Here is a 17,546-nt window from a genome sequence, read left to right on the forward strand (position 1 = left end):
GACGCCGCCGTTGCCGCCGTCGTCGGTGCTGGTGCTGGTCGTGATGCCCTTACCGGGGGTGACGCCAGCGGCCTGCGGAATGACGTTGGGACGAGGGCTGTCAGGGATGGCCTGCTGCTGACCCGCCTGTGCGCCTGCTACCGTAACCAGACCCGCCGCCAGACCTGTTGCCAACACCGCTGCCAATCCAAGCTTTACCAAGACAAAACTCCTTCAATACGAACGCAACTGTCCCACCAAGAGTATCAGCCGAGGGTTTCACGGCGGAATCTGGCGGTTCCTTTCCTGTTGGACGCAGCGGCGGGGTGCATCGTTGTCGTAGACTTCGGGGCGTGGTGTCTCGTCCAATGAGTTGTATGCGTCCTCTGCGCTTTTCTGCCCTTGCCCTTGCTGCCGTGATGTCATTTGCCGCCTCTGCGTGGGCGCAGGATGCTCCTTCGCCGATGGGGCCTCCACCTGCGAGTTCCGCTCCGAAACAGGAAGAAGTGATTGCCGATGGGCAGACGCTGAAGGTTCAGGTGAACCTGGTGAACACCTACTTTTCTGCGCGCGATAAGGGCGGGTTCCTGACCGGGTTGCATAAGGATGACTGTTCGCTGACGGAGAACAACGATCCTCAGGTGATTAAGAACTTCACGCAGGAAAAGAAGCTGCCGCTGACGATTGGCATTCTGCTGGATACGAGCGGGTCGCAACAGAATGTGCTGCCGCTGGAACAGGAGAGCGGCGCAACGTTCTTGAAGGATGTGCTGACGCCGAAGGATGAGGCGTTTCTGATCTCGTTCGACATCAACGTAGATCTGTTGGCGGATTACACGAACAGTCCTGCGGCGTTGCGCAGGGCGATGAACAAGGCTCAGATCAACACGGGGGCGGGTACCGGTTCGGTGACGGGCAATTCCACACCGAGGGGCACACTGCTGTATGACGCGGTGTACTTGGCGACGCATGAGAAGCTGCACGACGAGGCCGGGCGCAAGGTCATTGTGATGCTGACCGATGGCGGCGATCAGGGCAGCCAGGTGAAGTTGAAGGAAGCCATTGAAGCGGCGCAGAAGGCGAACACGATCATCTACGTAATCCTGATCAGCGACTCGGGCGGATTTGGCTTTGGTATGGGTGGGCCGGTGTATACCATGGGCAATCCCGCAGGCGACATGGACAAGCTGACGAAGGAAACGGGCGGCCGCGTGATCAACGTGGGGCACAACGGCAAGAAGCTGGACGATGCCTTTGCGCAGATCAGCGATGAATTGCGGACGCAGTACCTGATCAGCTACACGCCGAAGAATCAGAAGTTCGACGGGACGTTCCGCAACATTGCGATCTCGTGCGGCAAGGATGTGAAGATCCAGGCGCGCAAGGGCTATTACGCGATGGCGGATTCAAATACGGAGTAACAACCGGTCTTTAAGACCTATGTGCATCTTTTTTCGTAACCGCGCTATCTTAGGTGGAAACGCAGGAAAGTTTTCCCGGAGGAAGATGCGGTCCGAAGGTGTATTTCGTGACCGACTGGTCTTGAGTAGTGACGCAGGGCAGCGAATCAAAAGACAAGTCTTCCAGCCAGCCGCTGGCGGAAGTTGGGCCGCAGGCAAATTCGTTGCTGGCGGCGATTGTAGAGTCGTCGGACGATGCCATTATCAGCAAAGATCTGGACGGCACCATTACAAGCTGGAACAGTGCGGCAGAACGCATCTTCGGCTACAAGCCTGAGGAGATCATCGGCAAGTCGATCCTGACGCTGATTCCTGAAGAGCTACGGGACGAAGAGAAGACGATCATTGCACGGTTGCGAAACGGCGAGCGCATTGAACACTTTGAGACGACGCGTTTGGCAAAGTCCGGTAAGTTGCTGTCGTTGTCGCTGACGATTTCGCCGGTGCGGGATGCGAATGGTAAGGTGGTGGGCGCCTCGAAGATTGCCCGCGACATCTCAGAGCGCAAGGAATTTGAGCGGCGACTGGTGGAGACGGAAAAGATTGTCGCCACGGGACGCATGGCCGCGACGATTGCGCACGAGATTAACAATCCCCTGGAAGCTGTGGTGAACCTGATTTACCTGGCACGGTTGAGTCCTACCGTGAATGATCAGGTGCGCGAGTATCTGCGGTTGGCGGAGCAGGAGATTGAGCGAGTGTCGCTGATTGCGCGGCAGACGCTGGGGTATTTCCGCGAGACGGCGGTGCCGGTGAATTTTCCGGTGAGCGTGTTGCTGGATGAAGTTCTCACGGTATACGGCGCGAAACTGGCGTATAGCGGGATCGACGTGCATCGTGACTATCAACCGGCACAGCCCCTGACGATGCGAAAGGGTGAACTGACACAGTTGTTCTCGAACCTGGTGGCGAATGCAATTGATGCCATGCCGCAGGGAGGCGATCTGTCTGTCTCCGTGACGCCGGAGGGCGATGCGCCCGCGAATGGTGTGCGTGTGCAGATGGCGGATACAGGTACAGGTATTTCCTCGGAGTTGCTGGAAAAGATCTTCGAGCCATTTTTCACGACGAAAGAACAGCGTGGCACCGGAATTGGTCTGTGGCTTTCCAGGCAGTTTGTGGAAGACCATCGCGGTAGTATTGCTGTGACCAGCAACACGGATGCCGAAGATCATGGCACCACGTTCCGCATCTTTCTGCCGTATGAGAACGGTCTGACGCAGAATGCCGTTGCTGCTGAAAGAGGCAATGCATGAGCATCCTTCGCCTGGATGGCGATTCGGCGTTTCCCCCGCCGCCGCGTGATGTAGCTACGCATTTTGGTGAGCAGTCTGCTCCGCGCAGACGACGTGTATTGGTGGTGGATGACGAACGTCTGATCACCGATACGGTAGTGCAGATTCTGAATATTCATGGCTACGATGCGTTCGGCGCGTATTCGGCCAATGACGCGTTGAAGCTGGCGGAGAATTTCCTGCCGGACTTCCTGCTGTCAGACGTGATGATGCCGGGAACCAACGGCATTGACCTTGCGGTGGCGGTGCAGGAGATGCTGCCCACGGTGCTGGTGCTGTTGTTTTCCGGGCAGGCTGGTACGAGCCAGTTGATTGAAGATAGGGATCTGCCGTTTGCACTGGAAGCCAAGCCGATTCATCCAGACAAGTTGATTAAGACACTGGAGAACCTGGGGCGGCGCCGGTAAGTTTGAACGTATTTACATACCAATTAAGGGCATGGCTCGCGCCAATGCCCTTATGTATTTTGTGGCAGCTGTTGACTTACGCTTCCATGGCTCCGCTGTAGACGGCCATGCCTGCTACGGCGTCAACGCCCATGGCGTCGAGGTCGTCGACTTCCTTCTTTTCCTTGATGCCCCCGGCTACGATCAACTGCTTTGCGGTGCAGGCGCGCAGGATGCCGGCGATGTCCATGGGGAAGCCGGACATGGTGCCTTCGGTGTCGACATGAGTGTAGAGGAACGCGGCGCAGTCGTTCTCAAGCCAGGTGACGGCTTCCTCTGGCGTGAGGTCGACGCTTTCCTTCCAGCCTTTGACGGCGACCTTGCCGCCCTTGGTGTCGACGGAGAAGACGAGCTGGTCTTCGCCGAGTGTCTTGTTGAGCGACTCTGCGAAGTTGAGGTTCATGACCGGGTGACGCTTGCGGTCGGCTTCGTTGTCGCCGCCGAAGAGCGTGGAACCGTAGATGACGCGCTTCGCTCCGAGATCGAGCATCGCTTTACCGTCATCCGCAGTGCGGAGGCCGCCGCCCACCTGGCAGGTGAGCTTGCTGGTGAACTGCTGGATGAGTGCGCGGTTGTCGCCCTGGCGCATGGCCGCGTCGAGATCGATGAGCTGGACGAGCGGGTACTTGGAGAAGCGGTCGATCCAGTAATCGAAATCGTCAAAAGCGAGCTTGAGTTTTTCACCCTGGACAAGCTGGACGATGCGGCCGCCCATGAGGTCAATGGAAGGAATAAGCATGACGCATATAGTGTCGCAGCTTTGCGGTGGTGGCCGCCACTATTGGGCGCGGTTGCGGACGGCTCGGCGCGTGTACAGGCCGTGGATGAGTGTGGCGGCAAGTGCGGTCCAGCCGGTTTGGTGTGATGCGCCCACGCCGCGGCCTGTGTCGCCGTCGAAGTACTCGCTGAAGAGAATGAGGTCTTTCCAGTGGGTATCGTCAGCATAGCGGTGTTCGCGGCCGTGGCTGGGGCGGTAGCCGTCCTTGTCTGGAAGGAAGAGGTTCACCATGCGGCGGGCGATGTCTTCGGCGATTTCGACAAAGGTCTTCTGCTGTCCGCTTCCGGTTGGGTATTCCATGGTGAAGCTGTTGCCGTAGACGAGGTAGTAGCGTTCGAGTGCGGTGATAAGCAGCATGTTCATGGGGAACCAGACGGGGCCGCGCCAGTTGCTGTTGCCGCCGAACATGCCGCTGTCGCCCTCTGCGGGTACGTAACGTACGGTGAAGCGCTGGCCGTGGATTTCAGTCTCGAACGGATGTTCAAGGTGATGGCGTGAAAGGCCGCGGATGCCGTGTGGCGAGAGGAACTCTGACTCGTCGAAGACGCGGCGCAGGATGCGTTCCATGCGGTCGCGCGGTGCAATGGCGATCCAGCGTGAGCTGTCGATTTCCGGATTGCCGCTCTTTGCGGTTGCGACGTAGTTCTTGAGTTCCGTCTTGTAGTCAAGGAACCAGTCGGTGCGCTTCTTGAAATCGTTCAGGCCTTTGACGGTACTTTTCTTCAGGATGCAGACGGCGTAGAGCGGGGCGATGCCGACGAGGCTGCGTGCCTTAAGTGCGATGGAGTTGCTGCCGTCAACTTTTTCGAGGCGGTCGAAATAGAAGCCTTCTTCCTCATCCCATAGGCCATTTGCGTCGACGGAGTTGATGGCGTCGATGATGGAGATGTAGTGCTCAAAGAACTTGTTGGCGATGTCTTCATACGCGGTGGAACGACGATGCGCGAGTTCCAGAGCCATGGTGAGCATGACGGAGCAGTAGAGGCCCATCCATGCCGTGCCGTCGGCTTGATGCAGGCAGGTGTCGTCAGGCAGAGGGATGGACCGGTCGAAGACGCCGATGTTATCAAGGCCGAGGAAGCCGCCGCCGAAGAGGTTGCGGCCATACTGATCGTTGCGGTTGACCCACCATGTGAAGTTGAGCAGCAGCTTCTGGAAGGCGCGTTCAAGGAACTCGACGTCGCCTTCTTTTTTGTTGTCGAAGCCGAGACGGTAGACGTGCCATACGGCCCATGCGTGCACGGGCGGGTTGACGTCACCGAATGCAAATTCGTATGCGGGCATTTGCCCGTTGGGGTGCATGTACCACTCACGCAGTAAAAGCAGGAGTTGGTTCTTGGCGAACTCCGGGTCGATCTGCGCCATGGGGAGCATGTGGAATGCTGTGTCCCATGCGGCGAACCATGGATACTCCCACTTGTCAGGCATGGAAAGGACGTCGCGACAGAAAAGGTGACGCCACTCTGCTGACTTCTTGTTGCGTGGTGGCGGTGCAATCTGTGTCGCGTCGCCGCTCATCCACTGCTGTGCGATGAAGTAGTAGAACTGCTTGCACCACAGTAGACCAGCGTAGGCCTGGCGTGAGACGTTGCGTTCTTCCGGTGTGGCTTCGTGCGGAATTTTTGCGGCGTAGAACTCGTTGGCTTCTGCGATGCGTTGTTCGAAGATTGCGGCGGCTTGCTCTGCTTCAATGCGCGGCGGATGCGGCATGTCTGCTGTTGGCAGGCGGACGAGACGCAGATAGAGCGTGCGGCTTTCGCCTGCGGGAATGATGTCTTGATAGAGCAGCGCGCAGCGTGTGCCTTCTGTTGCTTTGACAGCATTCTTGTCGCCGTGAACGATGTAGCGATCAAAGCCATCTTTACTGTAATGCGGCTCGCCTTTGTAGTTGGGGTCGAGGCGGAAGAAGTTGGTGTCGTTTTCTGTGAAGAGAAGCTCGCTGGGTGCAAGTTGGCTGCCGGTGAGTGCGTAAAAGTTATATGTGCCAAGCACCTTGTGGATGGCACGCACGCCAGTTTCTGCGCGTTTGCGGATGATGGGCCGCGTCTTGCCTGTTGCTTCAAGGTTGCGCCACGACCAATTGTTGCGCAGCGTCAGCGTGGGCAGAAGGTAGAGCGGTGCAGCGTCGGGTCCGCGATTGGATGCGGTGATGCGGATGAGCGTGTCTTCGTCGTCCGCCTTCGCGTACTCGATGAGGATGTCGAAGTAACGGCTTTCGTCGAAGATGCCGGTGTCGAGTAATTCGTATTCGAGATCGTTATAGCCGCGACGTTTGTTTTCTTCGCGCAGTTGCTGGTAGGGGAAGGCGCGTTGCGGATACTTGTAGAGCGCCTTGCAGTAGCTGTGTGTGGGCGTGGCGTCGAGGTAGTAGAACTGCTCTTTCACGTCTTCGCCGTGGTTGCCCTCCTGATTGCCGAGGCCGAAGAGGCGCTCCTTCAGGTGTGAGTCCTGGTCGTTCCACAGAGCTGTTGAGAAGCAGAGGCGGCACTGGCGATCTGTCCATCCGAGGAGGCCATCCTCGCCCCAGCGATAGGCGCGGTATTGCGCCATCTCATATGGGAAGCTGGTCCATACATTACCGTCGGCAGAGTAGTCTTCGCGCACGGTACCCCACTGGCGTTCCGGCAGGTACGTGCCCCAGCGTTGCCAGTTCTTTTGGCGTGTGTGGTTTTCTTCCAGGCGATGCTCTTCGGCGGTCACATGAGACATGGGTTTTTTGATGCACAAGTGTCCGATAGGTCACAAAGAAGGGGCATACCACATTCCTGTTAGTTGCATCCTACGGTGCGATGAAGTGGAGGGAATGCTCATGGCTGAGATGACGATGAAGGACCTGGCGAAGAAGATTGCAGATATTGACTTCACCATGCTGGCAACGAAAGCCGCGGATGGGCGGATCGCATTGCGACCGATGAGCAATAACGGAGACGTGGAGTATGACGGTGACTCGTGGTTCTTCACATCCGAAGAGACGCATGTGGTGAAGGAGATTGAGGCTGACCCGCGTGTGGCGCTTTCGCTCCAGGGCAAGGGCGGACTGTTGGGCAAGCCTCCGATCTTCATTGCGGTTGAGGCGAAGGCCGAGTTGATTCGCGACAAAGCCGTGTTTGAAGAGCATTGGCAGAGCGATCTGGAACGCTGGTTTCCCGAGGGCGTGGATACGCCGGGGGTGGTGTTGATTAAGGCACATGCTTCACGGATTACGTATTGGGACGGCGAAGAAGAGGGAACCGTGGCGGTTTAGTGGCGCTCATCCGTGCTTGACCGCGACGGCATGTTGGCTTGGAATTGGCGGATGAAACTTCTTCGCGTTTTGCTGTTGTGTGTGCTGGGTGCGGGTGGCGCGGTGGCGCAGACGAATCCGATCCTGGACCATGCGGACCCTTTCATTACGCTGCATCCGGTGCAGAGCAAGTATGTGTTGCTGGCGACTACGGGCAACAACATTACGCTCTGGAGTGGTCCGAGTGTCGTGACAGCGGCGCAGGATGCGAAGGTGGTGTTCACTGCGCCTGAGGGGATGGATCAGTTGTGGTCGCCTACGCTGTGGCAGATGCAGGGGAAGTGGTGGATCTACTTCACGGCCCGCATGAACAAAGGCGATCATGCCATCTTCGTGTTGTCGTCAGACACGAAGGATGTGTTTGGTAGCTATACATTTCATGGTGCGTTGGAGCTGGGAAGACCTTCGATTGATCCGTCGTTGCTGATGGTGAAAGGCGTGCCGTACCTGATGTATGTGACGGTGGATCGCGGTGAGAATGCGATCTGGATGACGAAGTTGTCGTCACCGTTGCAGCCGGTGGGTGAGAAGGTTTTGATTGCGGAGCCGGAATATCCGTGGGAACGTGGTGCGGGTACGACGAAGAATTATCCCGTGAATGAAGGGCCTACAGCGCTGTATCACGCGGGTAAGACATTCGTTGTGTACTCGGGTAGCGATACGGCGTCGCCACGGTATTGTCTTGGATTGCTGACGTTTCGCGGTGGCGATCCGTTGGTGCGTACGAACTGGGTGAAGACTCCGCAGCCGGTGTTTGAGGCGAGTCCTGCGAACGGTATCTACGGGCCGGGGCGCGGTACGTTTGCAGAGGATGCCGACGGCTGGTGGTTGTTGTATGCGGCGAAGGCTAAGGATGATCCCACGCCACGGAATCGCGCAGTGAGGGTGCAGCGATTTACGTGGAAGGATAGCGTGCCGGTGTTTGGTGTGCCGCAGAAGGATGGGCCGATCAGTTTGCACTGATCGGCTTTGTTATTGCTACAAGCGGACCGGGACGCCGTGTTGTTGTAGTTCGCGCTTGAGGGCCCAGCTATCGGTGATGCCGAAGTGGAAGATGCTGGCGGCGAGTGCGGCGTCGGCTTTGCCTGCGCCGAAGACGTTGGCGAAGTGTTGTGCATTGCCTGCACCACCGCTGGCGATGACGGGGATCTGCACGGCCTGCGAGACGCGTGCGGTGAGTTCGTCATCAAAGCCTGCGCGTGTGCCGTCGGCGTCCATGCTGGTGAGCAGGATTTCGCCTGCGCCGCGCTGCTCGGCTTCGATGGCCCATTCGACAACTTTCAGGCCTGTGTTCTTGCGGCCACCGCTGACGTAGACTTCGGCGTCGCCGATGGGGTCGCTTGATTCGTTGTTGCGCTTTGCATCGATGGCCACGATGACCGCCTGTGCGCCGAAGCTGCTGCCGATTTCGCCGATGAGTTCGGGTCGCGCGATGGCAGAGCTGTTGATGCTGACCTTGTCTGCGCCTGCGAGGAATACGGCTTCTGCATCTTCAGCGCTGCGGATGCCGCCGCCGACGGTGAACGGGATGAAGAGTTCCGCGGCGGTGCGTTTTACCGTGTCAATCAACGTGCCGCGGCCTTCATGTGTGGCGGTGATGTCGAGCAGCACGATTTCATCCGCGCCTGCCGCGGCGTGGCGATGCGCAAGTTCGGCGGGGTCACCGGCATCGATGATATCGAGGAACTGGATGCCTTTGACGACGCGTCCGGCGCGGACGTCGAGGCAGGCGATGATGCGTTTGGTCAGCATGAAGAGTCCTTCTTGTTTTTATTGCCTGCAATCCAGATATAGGTTAAAGCGATTGCAACACAGGGAACTACATCTGGAAACCACGCCATGATCGGGGAGATGAGAGTTGGCGGCTTTGAAATAAAGCACCGTGTGATCCATGTGGCAAAGAAAAGAAGCCATGCTCCTACTGCCGCAAGCGGGACAGAATAAAGAACTAAAAGATAGACAGGCAGCGGTGCCAAGAAACAAACCGCGAGACTGATCTCGTTGAATGAATCAAAGCCAAACATCATGATTGCGAGCAGCCCCCAAAGGCTATCTGCCGCCATGAGGAACCCAAGTAAGAATAAGAGGCCGTTGTTCTTCTTGGGGACAGTCATGGTTACAACTCCACGAAGTTACGTAGTAGTTTGAGGCCGGTGTCGCCCGATTTTTCTGGGTGGAACTGGACGCCCATTACGTTGTCTCGTTCGACCGCTGCGGTGAATGGGCCGCCGTAGCTGGTGGAGGCTGCGGTATCGCGGCTGATGGGCGCTCGCCAGGAGTGGGTGTAATAGACGAACTCGCCCGGGGTGATGCCGCGCAGCAGCTTGCTGTCTGGGCGGATGTCCTCGAGAGAGTTCCAGCCGACGTGCGGGCTTTTGAGTTCTGCTCCGTTGAAGGTGGCGGGGAAGCGTTCGCACTTGCCGCCGAAGGCGCAGAGGCCGTCAGTGCTTTCCGCTTCCGTGGAGCCTTGATAGAGCCACTGCAGTCCCACGCAGATGCCGAGGAAGGGCACGCCGTGTGCGATGGCTTCGCGTGTGGCCTCGGTGAGTTGAAGGTCGTGCAGAAGCTGCGTGGCCTGGAAGTGGCCAACGCCGGGAAGGACGATCTTGTCGGCCTTGCGAACGTCGTCAGGTGATTGCGTGATGTTGGTTTCTGCACCGAGATAGTTAAGTGCCTTAACTACGCTGGTGAGATTGCCGGCTTTGTAGTCGATTACCTGGATCATAAGAAATTCAGCCAGTCAGCAAGTTAGCGAGTCAGCAAGTCAGCGGGCTCGGTGTTGAGCGCCAACGGCGCTTGTTGTGAAGTTTCAGCGCACTAGTCGGAAACGCCGACCGCGCAGAAAAATAGAAGATTTAGTAGTCCACCGATAAGTGAACAAACAATCCCGATCATGCGTCGGCTGCCGTGAGCTTTTCTCGAAAGTATTAAGGCAAGCGTGCACAGTAAACAAATTGGAAATGTTCCCAAGAGAATCCCAGCTTCCGTTGAGGGGCTGATGTTATGAGATGTGACTCGATAATGCACCTGTGCGAACGCGATGGAGGCCAGTGGATAAGCGATGGCAAAACTGCCAATCGCAATTGGCACAAAATCCAGCTTTGACCTCTTCTCCATCATGGCCTCCGGGCGTGTTCGTTAGAGCAGTCCCTTGGTGCTGGGCAGCAGGTCTTTCATGCGTTCGTCGCGGCTTACTGCTCCGCGCAGGGCTCGGGCGAAGGCTTTGAAGATGGCTTCGATCTTGTGGTGATTGCTGCGGCCGTACATGGTTTTTACGTGGACGTTGCAGCGACCGCCGCGGGCGAAGCCGTCGAAGAAGTCGGTGACGAGTTCGGTTTGCAGATCGCCGACGATGGGCACGTTGACCTGGTCGTCTACGGCGTAGCCGACGCGGCCGCTGATGTCGATGGCGGCGACGGCGAGAGTCTCGTCCATGGCCATGACGAAGTAGCCTGCGCGGAGGATGCCCTTCTTGTCGCCGAGCGCCTTGTCGAAGGCTTCACCAAGAGCGATGCCTACGTCTTCTACGGTGTGGTGCTGGTCGACGTCGAGGTCGCCGTTGCAAACGAGGTCAAGATCGAAGCCGCCGTGGCGCGTGAAGAGTTCCAGCATGTGGTCAAAGAAGCGGATGCCGGTGCGGACGTTGTAGGTGCCCTGGCCGTCGAGGTTGAGGCGCAGCTTGATCTTGGTTTCGGTGGTGTTGCGATCAATCTCTGCGATGCGCGGAACCCACGTCTCAGAAGCGAGACGTGGGGCACCCGTTGACGCAGGGGTTCCCGGTGCGTTGGGGAATGCTTCGGTGTATGCCGGTGCGGTGTGGAGGTCGCTGCCGTTCTGTTCGTTACTCATAGTCGGGTGTCTCCTTGGGTGCTGTTTCCGGCTTGTTGACTTCGGCGGGCGTCCATCCCATACCTGCAAGCGTATCGCGCAGAGCGGCGATGCCGGTGGTGATTTGATCTTCAAGGCCGATGGTGATGCGGACGCAGCCATCGAGGCCGGGGTCGCTGCTGCGGTCGCGGACGAGTACGCCACGAGCGCGCATGCCTTCCACAAATTCCTTGTGGCGCGGGCCAATGTGCATCAGCACGAAGTTGGCGTGCGACTGCCAGTAGGGCACCTTCATGTTGGCGAGCGCCTTGTAGACGCGTTCACGGCCCTCGTTGATTTGCTGCACGTACCAGTCGATGTATTCGGTGTCGTCCACGCTGGCGTTGACTGCAGTGAGTGCGATGCCGTTGACGTTGTAAGGCGAGCTGGCCTTGCGCAGATAGTTAATCAGGTTAACTGGTCCGGCGATGGCGCCGACGCGCAGGTTGGCAAGGCCGTACGCCTTGCTGAAAGTGCGTGCGATGAGGATGTTGGTTAGTTCGCCGCTGATGAGGTCGTCCATTGCGGATTCGCCGAAGAAGTGGAAGTAGGCTTCGTCGACGAGGATGACCGCGTGTGGTGCGGCTTTGGCGATAGTGCGGATCTGTTCGCGCGTGATGGTGTTGCCGGTTGGGTTGTTCGGCGAGCACAGGATGATGAGCTTGGTATTGGGTGTGATGGCGTCGAGCATGCGCTGGTAGGGGAACTGCAGCGTGTCGTCCATCTGGATGCGAACGAGCTTCGCGCCCATCGCCATGGCGTTGACGTCGTACATGAAGAACGATGGCGTGGCGAAGAGACATTCGTCACCTTCTTCGAGGAAGGTGTAGGTGACGAGGTGAATGCCTTCGTCGGTGCCGTTGGCCAGCAATACCTGCTCCGGCTTGAGGCCATAGTGTTCGGCTACTTTTGCTTCGACCGGTGCGCGTTCGGGATAGATGGTGAAGCTTTCGAGCGAGAGTGTGCTGAGGGCTTCGCGTACACGCGGTGAGGGGGCGTGCGTATTCTCGTTGAAGTCGAGGCGCAATGCGTCGCGGCCACCAAGGGGTGGGTGATACTCCGGCATGGCGAGGATGGCGCGGCGGGGTTGAATGTCGCTCATCGTTTGCCTCCTTTTCTGCGAATGCGCACGGAGTTGGCGTGCGCGATGAGGCCTTCTGCCTCAGCAAGTGCGATGGCGTGCGGCGCGAGTGTTGCGAGGCCGCTGCGCGTGTAGTTCTGCACGGTGATGACTTTGAGGAAGTCGTTGACGCTGAGGCCGCCACGCATGCGGCCAACGCGGCCTGTGGGCAGAACGTGGTTGGGGCCGCTGATGTAGTCGCCCATGGATTGCGGCGAGTAGTTGCCGATGAAGACGCTGCCTGCGTTGAGAACCCACTTGAGGTCCTTGTCGCTGTCGACGGTGAGGTGCTCGGGCGCGAGGCGGTTGGTGATGATGTGTGTCTCTTCCACGGAGCCGCAGAGGAAGACGGTGCCGCGTGCTTTCAACGAGATCTCGGCGAGCTTGTTGCCCTTGGCCTGAAGCTTAGTTTCGTTCACTACTTCGCGTGCGAGCTGTTCGGTTGCGGTGACGAAGACGGCGAGGGTTTCGGGGTCGTGCTCGGCTTGCGCGACGAGGTCTGCAGCGATGCCTGCGGCGTTGCCTTTCTCGCTGGTGACGACAATTTCCGTTGGGCCTGCGGGCATGTCGATGCCGCACTCGGTGCTGGCGATGATCTTGGCGGCTGTGACGTAGAGGTTGCCGGGGCCAACGATCTTATCGACATGCGTGATGGTCTGCGTGCCATACGCGAGTGCTGCGATGGCCTGCGCGCCGCCGGTGCGGTACATCTCTGTGATGCCTGCGAGGTGCGCTGCGGCGAGTGTTTCGCGTGCGGGTTTGGGGCTGCATACGACGATGCGCTTCACGCCTGCGACGGATGCGGGGATTGCCGTCATCAGCAGTGTGGAAGGCAGAGGGAAGCGGCCACCGGGGACGTAGCAGCCAACGGATTCAAGTGGGCGCACGATCTGGCCTACTGTGACGCCGGGTGTGTTCTGCGTCATCCATTCTTCAGCCTTTTGTTGTTCGGCGAAGCTGCGGATGTTTTCTGCTGCGGTCTGTAGAGCTTGCTGCAGTTCAGGCGATGTTTCATTCCAGGCCTGCTGCATTTCTTCCGTAGTGACGCGGATGGGCTGCTTCGGCTGTAATGCATCGAACTGCGTTGCGTATTTCAGCAGCGCCTTATCGCCGTTTTTTTGTACGTCGCGCATGATCTTGCGAACGACGGGTTCGACTTCGGCGGTTTTGACTGCGCCGCGGCGTTCGAGTGTGGCGAGGAGTTCGTAGGCGGTTGCTTTAGTGCGGCCTGTGGTCTTGATGAGCTTCATTGGTCGTTCCTTGTTGCATTCCCGTGATGCGAGAGGAATGCAGGTCCTTCGACTTCACTTCGTTTCGCTCAGGATGACGGTCTTCGACCGTATGAGCTTCGCTAGGGCGCGCTTTGCGCTATACCCACGTCTCAGAATCGAGACGTGGGGCACCCGTGTTTGTTACAGAACGACCTTGCTCAGCGGGTATTCAACGATGCCGCTGCCCCCTGCTGCCTTGAGCTTGGGGATGACTTCGCGGACAGTGTTCTCGTCGAGGATGGTGTTCACTGCGACCCAGTTTTCGTCCTTCAAATGCGAGACGGTTGGCGAAGAAAGCGCTGGCAAGAGGCCAAGGATTTCGTCGAGGTTTGCCTTGGGTACGTTGAGCATGAGGCCGACCTGCGAGAGCGCGTTGATGGCGCCGTTGAGCATGAGTGCGAGGTTGTCGATCTTCTGCTTCTTGAAGGGGTCGGTGTACGCGCTCTTGTTGGCGATGAACTGTGTTTCGCTTTCCATCAAAAGGTCGATCACGCGGAGGCGGTTGGCGCGGAGGCTGCTGCCGGTCTCCGTGACTTCGACGATGGCGTCGCAGAGCATGGGCGGCTTCACTTCGGTGGCGCCCCAGGAGAAGTCGACCTTGACGTTGATCTTCTTCTCGGCGAAGTAGCGCTTGGTGTACTCGACGAGTTCGGTGGCGATGACTTTGCCTTCGAGGTCTTTGGGCTTCTGGAAGGGCGAGTCTTCAGGGACGCAGAGAACCCACTTCACGCGCTGGCGGCTGGCCTTGCTGTACGTGAGCGAGGTGATGCGCTCGACGTCGGAGAGGTTCTCGAGAATCCAGTCGTTGCCGGTGAGGCCAGCGTCGAGCGAACCAGTTTCCACGTAGCGAGCCATCTCCTGTGCGCGGACGAGCATGCACTCGATTTCAGGATCGTTGATGGAAGGGAAGTAGCTGCGGCCCGAAGGGTTGATCTGCCAGCCGGCGCGCTTGAAGAGGTCGATGGTGGCGTCCTGAAGGGAACCCTTTGGGATGCCGAGTTTGAGTTTGCTCACTGTCATTCGCTTTCCGGGGCTGAAGCCCCTCCCTGAATTTTTGGTTATGTCAGCGGGCTAAAGCCCGCTGCTCCCACCGATCGAGCTTCGCTCGATGAGAGCGGCTTTGCCGCTGCCCAGGTTAGCTTCGCGAACCTGGGGCACCCAATTTACTTGCCGATTTCGATTTCTTTGGTGAAGCAGCTTACGGTGCCTTCGTGGCAGACGAGGCCATCACCTTCGACCTGGACCTGGAAGAGCAGCGTGTCAAAGTCGCAGTCTGTGCGGACGCTGACAATCTTCAGGCGGTTGCCGCTGGTTTCGCCCTTCATCCACAGCTTGTTACGTGTGCGTGAGAAGAAGGTGACAAAGCCGGTTTCCAGGGTGCGGCGGTAGCTCTCTTCATTCAGAAAGCCGAGCATGAGCATCTGGCCGGTGGCTGCGTCCTGCACGATGCCGGGGACGAGGCCGCCTGCTTTTGCGAAGTCGATGGTGGGTTGCGTGGCTGCTGCTGTGGTCATACGTTCCTCAAGTTCCGTGTGTGCCGTTTGCGATGAGGCGGACACAACAAAGCCCGCCGGTGAGCATCGCTCGGGCGGGCTGGTGATGAATCGAATCCTGTGCTTGCTGCCTTCGTCTACCGCTTTGCACCGGATACCGCCGCCGTCGCGCTGATGTGCGCGTGGTGATGGTGGCCGTGATGGTGCGTGCGAACGAGCATTGCAGCTATAAGGCTACCCGCGGTGCGCTGGTATGTCAATGATTACAGTGCGATGAAGAGCAATATCAACCGTCTATGCAGCGGCGTTGTGGTGGCGTATCTTCCTTACGGAAGTACTCTTTGGAGGGCATTTCGCATGAAATTTTTCCGCTCGCTTCCCGTTCTCGCGCTGGCACTGATGCTGCTGCCGGCTTCACACGCACAGAGCAAGTCCGTAACCAAGGCTGCGGCTACTGCTCCGACCCCGACGCCCACAACAAAGGGTGATCCGCTGGACATCAATACGGCGTCGCTGGACCAGTTGCAGGCGCTGCCGGGCATTGGCCAGGTGTACTCGAAGAAGATCATCGATGGTCGTCCGTACACGGCGAAGAACCAGCTTGTGTCGCGCGGCATTGTGCCCAAGGCGACCTATGACAAGATTTCGTCGCAGATTGTGGCAAAGCAGGTTAAGAAGTAAGCAAAGCAGCAGCAGAACGCAAAGTGCGCCAGGTTCGCGCAAAGTACGCAATGTGCATTGCGGCTTTGCATGAAGCTGGCGCACTTCTGTTTGTTCTTTTGTTTAACCCTTCAGTGCGGCGTTGACCAGTTGCTTGGCTTCGTCCTGAATCTGGCGGAGGTGGTCTTCACCCTGGAAGCTTTCCGCGTAGATTTTGTAGACGTCTTCTGTACCGGAAGGACGGGCGGCGAACCAACCGTTCTTCGTTGCCACCTTCAGGCCGCCGATGGATGCGCCGTTGCCGGGTGCCTTGGTGAGGATGTCGGTGATGGGTTCGCCTGCCAGTTCCTTGGTGGTGACCTGTTCAGGCGACAGCTTGCCGAGTTTAGCCTTTTCTTCCTTGGTGGCTGCGGCGTCAATGCGCTGGTAGACGGGATTGCCGAAGCGTTCGGTGAGCGATTGGTAGAGCTGGCCGGGGTCCTTGCCGGTGCGCGCGGTCATTTCTGCGGAGAGCAGGCCCATGATGAGGCCGTCCTTGTCCGTGGACCAGGCGCTGCCGTCGAGGCACAGGAACGATGCGCCTGCGGACTCTTCGCCGCCGAAGCCGAGCGAGCCATCGGAGAGACCGTTGACGAACCACTTGAAGCCGACAGGGACTTCGAGGACTTTCCGGCCGAGGCCTGCGCCGACGCGATCAATCATCGAGGAAGAGACAAGCGTCTTGCCGATGGCAGCGTCCTTGCGCCAGTTGGGGCGGTTGTCGAAGAGGTACTCAATGCTGACGGCGAGGTAGTGGTTGGGGTTCAGCAGGCCGGTGGATTTGGCGACGATGCCGTGGCGATCGTGGTCGGTGTCGCAGGCCCAGCTTACGTCGAAGTGGTCCTTGTTCTGGATCATGCCAGCCATAGCGAAGGGCGAGGAGCAGTCCATGCGGATCTTGCCGTCCCAGTCGATGTGCATGAAGCGGAAGGTTGGATCGACGATGGTGGAGAGTACCTGTAGCGGCAGCTTGTACTTGTCGGCGATGCGCTGCCAGTAGTAAACGCCAGCGCCACCGAGGGGATCGACGCCGAGCTTGAGGCCGCTGGCAGCGATGGCTTCCATGTTGACGATGGTGGAGAGGCCGTCTACGTACTCGGTGATGTAGTCGTGTTTTGTGGTGGTCGATGCTTTAAGTGCCTGTTCGAACGGCACGCGCTTCACGTCTGTGAGTTTCGCTTTAAGGATGTCGTTGGCGCGGTTCTGCACCCAGCCGGTGACGTCGGTGTCGGCGGGGCCGCCGTTGGGCGGGTTGTACTTGAAGCCGCCGTCTTCGGGCGGGTTGTGCGAGGGCGTGATGACGATGCCGTCGGCCAGGCCGTCTTTGCGGCCCTTGTTGTAGACGAGGATGGCGTGCGAGAGCGCAGGGGTCGGCGTGTAGCCGGGCTGTCCGTTGGTTTCAGGTGTGCCAGCGTCGATGCGCGTGGCAACGCCGTTGGCTGCCAGGACTTCAAGGGCGCTACGGAAGGCGGGTTCGCTGAGGGCATGGGTGTCCGCGGCGAGGAAGAGGGGACCGGTGATCTTCTGTCCAGCTCGGTACTCGCAGATGGCCTGCGTGATGGCGAGGATGTGGTCCTCGTTGAATGCGCCGTGGAGCGCGGAGCCGCGATGGCCGCTGGTGCCGAAGCTGACCTTCTGCGCGGCGTTGTCCACGTCAGGATGCAGCGTGTAGTAGGCGGAGACGAGGCGGGGTAGGTCCGTTAGGTGATGTGGATCGGGCAGTTTGCCAGCGTTCGGGCTGTTGCTCATCAGTGTGCTTCCTCAAAGAAAAACAAATCGGTGCAGAACGAACCCTGCGAGTGTATCGCGGGAGTATCAATTCCCGTTTTGGGATTACGACTGCTTAGATGCGGAA

17 protein-coding genes and 1 pseudogene are annotated in these 17,546 nt (G+C 58.6%); 6 read left to right on the forward strand and 12 right to left on the reverse strand.

Annotated features, from left to right (window positions below):
* Positions 1–201: pseudogene (locus JAO32_RS17160) on the reverse strand (VWA domain-containing protein); the annotation flags it as partial.
* A 155-nt stretch (positions 202–356) separates the two neighbouring features.
* Here JAO32_RS17160 and JAO32_RS17165 point away from each other — a divergent pair.
* From JAO32_RS17165 to JAO32_RS17175, 3 genes are all read left to right on the forward strand, one after another.
* Positions 357–1,400: a VWA domain-containing protein gene (locus tag JAO32_RS17165; RefSeq protein ID WP_334242656.1), complete on the forward strand. Its 1,044-nt coding sequence runs from the start codon at positions 357–359 to the stop codon at positions 1,398–1,400.
* A gap of 128 nt (positions 1,401–1,528) precedes the next feature.
* On the forward strand, positions 1,529–2,695 hold the full coding sequence (locus JAO32_RS17170) for a two-component system sensor histidine kinase NtrB (RefSeq protein ID WP_334242658.1): 1,167 nt from the start codon (positions 1,529–1,531) through the stop codon (positions 2,693–2,695).
* Positions 2,692–3,141, forward strand: a complete 450-nt coding sequence (locus JAO32_RS17175) for a response regulator (protein WP_334242660.1) — start codon at positions 2,692–2,694, stop codon at positions 3,139–3,141. The genes JAO32_RS17170 and JAO32_RS17175 overlap by 4 nt, the downstream gene beginning before the upstream one ends.
* A 76-nt stretch (positions 3,142–3,217) precedes the next feature.
* Here the strand turns inward: JAO32_RS17175 and JAO32_RS17180 are convergent, their stop codons facing one another.
* A complete protein-coding gene (locus JAO32_RS17180) occupies positions 3,218–3,919 on the reverse strand; it encodes a 1-(5-phosphoribosyl)-5-[(5-phosphoribosylamino)methylideneamino]imidazole-4-carboxamide isomerase (protein WP_334242661.1) in 702 nt (233 codons plus the stop codon).
* Between the two features lie 39 nt (positions 3,920–3,958).
* A complete protein-coding gene (locus JAO32_RS17185; protein WP_334242663.1) occupies positions 3,959–6,667 on the reverse strand; it encodes an MGH1-like glycoside hydrolase domain-containing protein in 2,709 nt (902 codons plus the stop codon).
* Between the two features lie 100 nt (positions 6,668–6,767).
* On the opposite strand from JAO32_RS17185, the gene JAO32_RS17190 reads away from it, so the two are divergent.
* Positions 6,768–7,202 (forward strand): pyridoxamine 5'-phosphate oxidase family protein, encoded by a 435-nt coding sequence (locus JAO32_RS17190; protein WP_334242665.1) that lies wholly within the window; start codon positions 6,768–6,770, stop codon positions 7,200–7,202.
* A gap of 51 nt (positions 7,203–7,253) precedes the next feature.
* On the forward strand, positions 7,254–8,204 hold the full coding sequence (locus JAO32_RS17195) for a glycoside hydrolase family 43 protein (protein ID WP_334242666.1): 951 nt from the start codon (positions 7,254–7,256) through the stop codon (positions 8,202–8,204).
* 15 nt (positions 8,205–8,219) lie between these two features.
* Here JAO32_RS17195 and hisF read toward each other — a convergent pair whose 3' ends face one another.
* From hisF to hisI, 8 genes are all read right to left on the reverse strand, one after another.
* Positions 8,220–8,993 (reverse strand): imidazole glycerol phosphate synthase subunit HisF, encoded by a 774-nt coding sequence (gene hisF / locus JAO32_RS17200; RefSeq protein WP_334242668.1) that lies wholly within the window; start codon positions 8,991–8,993, stop codon positions 8,220–8,222.
* Positions 8,987–9,355 (reverse strand): hypothetical protein, encoded by a 369-nt coding sequence (locus JAO32_RS17205; RefSeq protein ID WP_334242670.1) that lies wholly within the window; start codon positions 9,353–9,355, stop codon positions 8,987–8,989. The genes hisF and JAO32_RS17205 overlap by 7 nt, the downstream gene beginning before the upstream one ends.
* Before the next feature lie 2 nt (positions 9,356–9,357).
* A complete protein-coding gene (gene hisH / locus JAO32_RS17210) occupies positions 9,358–9,966 on the reverse strand; it encodes an imidazole glycerol phosphate synthase subunit HisH (RefSeq protein ID WP_334242672.1) in 609 nt (202 codons plus the stop codon).
* Positions 9,967–10,379: 413 nt separating this feature from the next.
* Positions 10,380–11,090, reverse strand: a complete 711-nt coding sequence (gene hisB / locus JAO32_RS17215; RefSeq protein WP_334242674.1) for an imidazoleglycerol-phosphate dehydratase HisB — start codon at positions 11,088–11,090, stop codon at positions 10,380–10,382.
* Positions 11,083–12,210, reverse strand: a complete 1,128-nt coding sequence (gene hisC / locus JAO32_RS17220) for a histidinol-phosphate transaminase (RefSeq protein ID WP_334242677.1) — start codon at positions 12,208–12,210, stop codon at positions 11,083–11,085. Before hisC ends, hisB begins: the two co-directional genes overlap by 8 nt.
* A complete protein-coding gene (hisD, locus tag JAO32_RS17225) occupies positions 12,207–13,478 on the reverse strand; it encodes a histidinol dehydrogenase (RefSeq protein WP_334242679.1) in 1,272 nt (423 codons plus the stop codon). The genes hisC and hisD overlap by 4 nt, the downstream gene beginning before the upstream one ends.
* Positions 13,479–13,640: 162 nt before the next feature.
* A complete protein-coding gene (gene hisG, locus JAO32_RS17230) occupies positions 13,641–14,519 on the reverse strand; it encodes an ATP phosphoribosyltransferase (protein ID WP_334242681.1) in 879 nt (292 codons plus the stop codon).
* A 143-nt stretch (positions 14,520–14,662) separates the two neighbouring features.
* Positions 14,663–15,013: a phosphoribosyl-AMP cyclohydrolase gene (hisI, locus tag JAO32_RS17235; protein ID WP_334242683.1), complete on the reverse strand. Its 351-nt coding sequence runs from the start codon at positions 15,011–15,013 to the stop codon at positions 14,663–14,665.
* A 336-nt stretch (positions 15,014–15,349) separates the two neighbouring features.
* Here hisI and JAO32_RS17240 point away from each other — a divergent pair, with 336 nt between their 5' ends.
* A complete protein-coding gene (locus JAO32_RS17240) occupies positions 15,350–15,673 on the forward strand; it encodes a ComEA family DNA-binding protein (RefSeq protein WP_334242685.1) in 324 nt (107 codons plus the stop codon).
* A gap of 102 nt (positions 15,674–15,775) precedes the next feature.
* Here the strand turns inward: JAO32_RS17240 and pgm are convergent, their stop codons facing one another.
* Positions 15,776–17,440: a phosphoglucomutase (alpha-D-glucose-1,6-bisphosphate-dependent) gene (gene pgm, locus JAO32_RS17245; protein WP_334242686.1), complete on the reverse strand. Its 1,665-nt coding sequence runs from the start codon at positions 17,438–17,440 to the stop codon at positions 15,776–15,778.
* Positions 17,441–17,546 lie beyond the last annotated feature (106 nt).

The organism is Terriglobus sp. ADX1 (assembly GCF_036877645.1).
Taxonomy (GTDB): domain Bacteria; phylum Acidobacteriota; class Terriglobia; order Terriglobales; family Acidobacteriaceae; genus Terriglobus.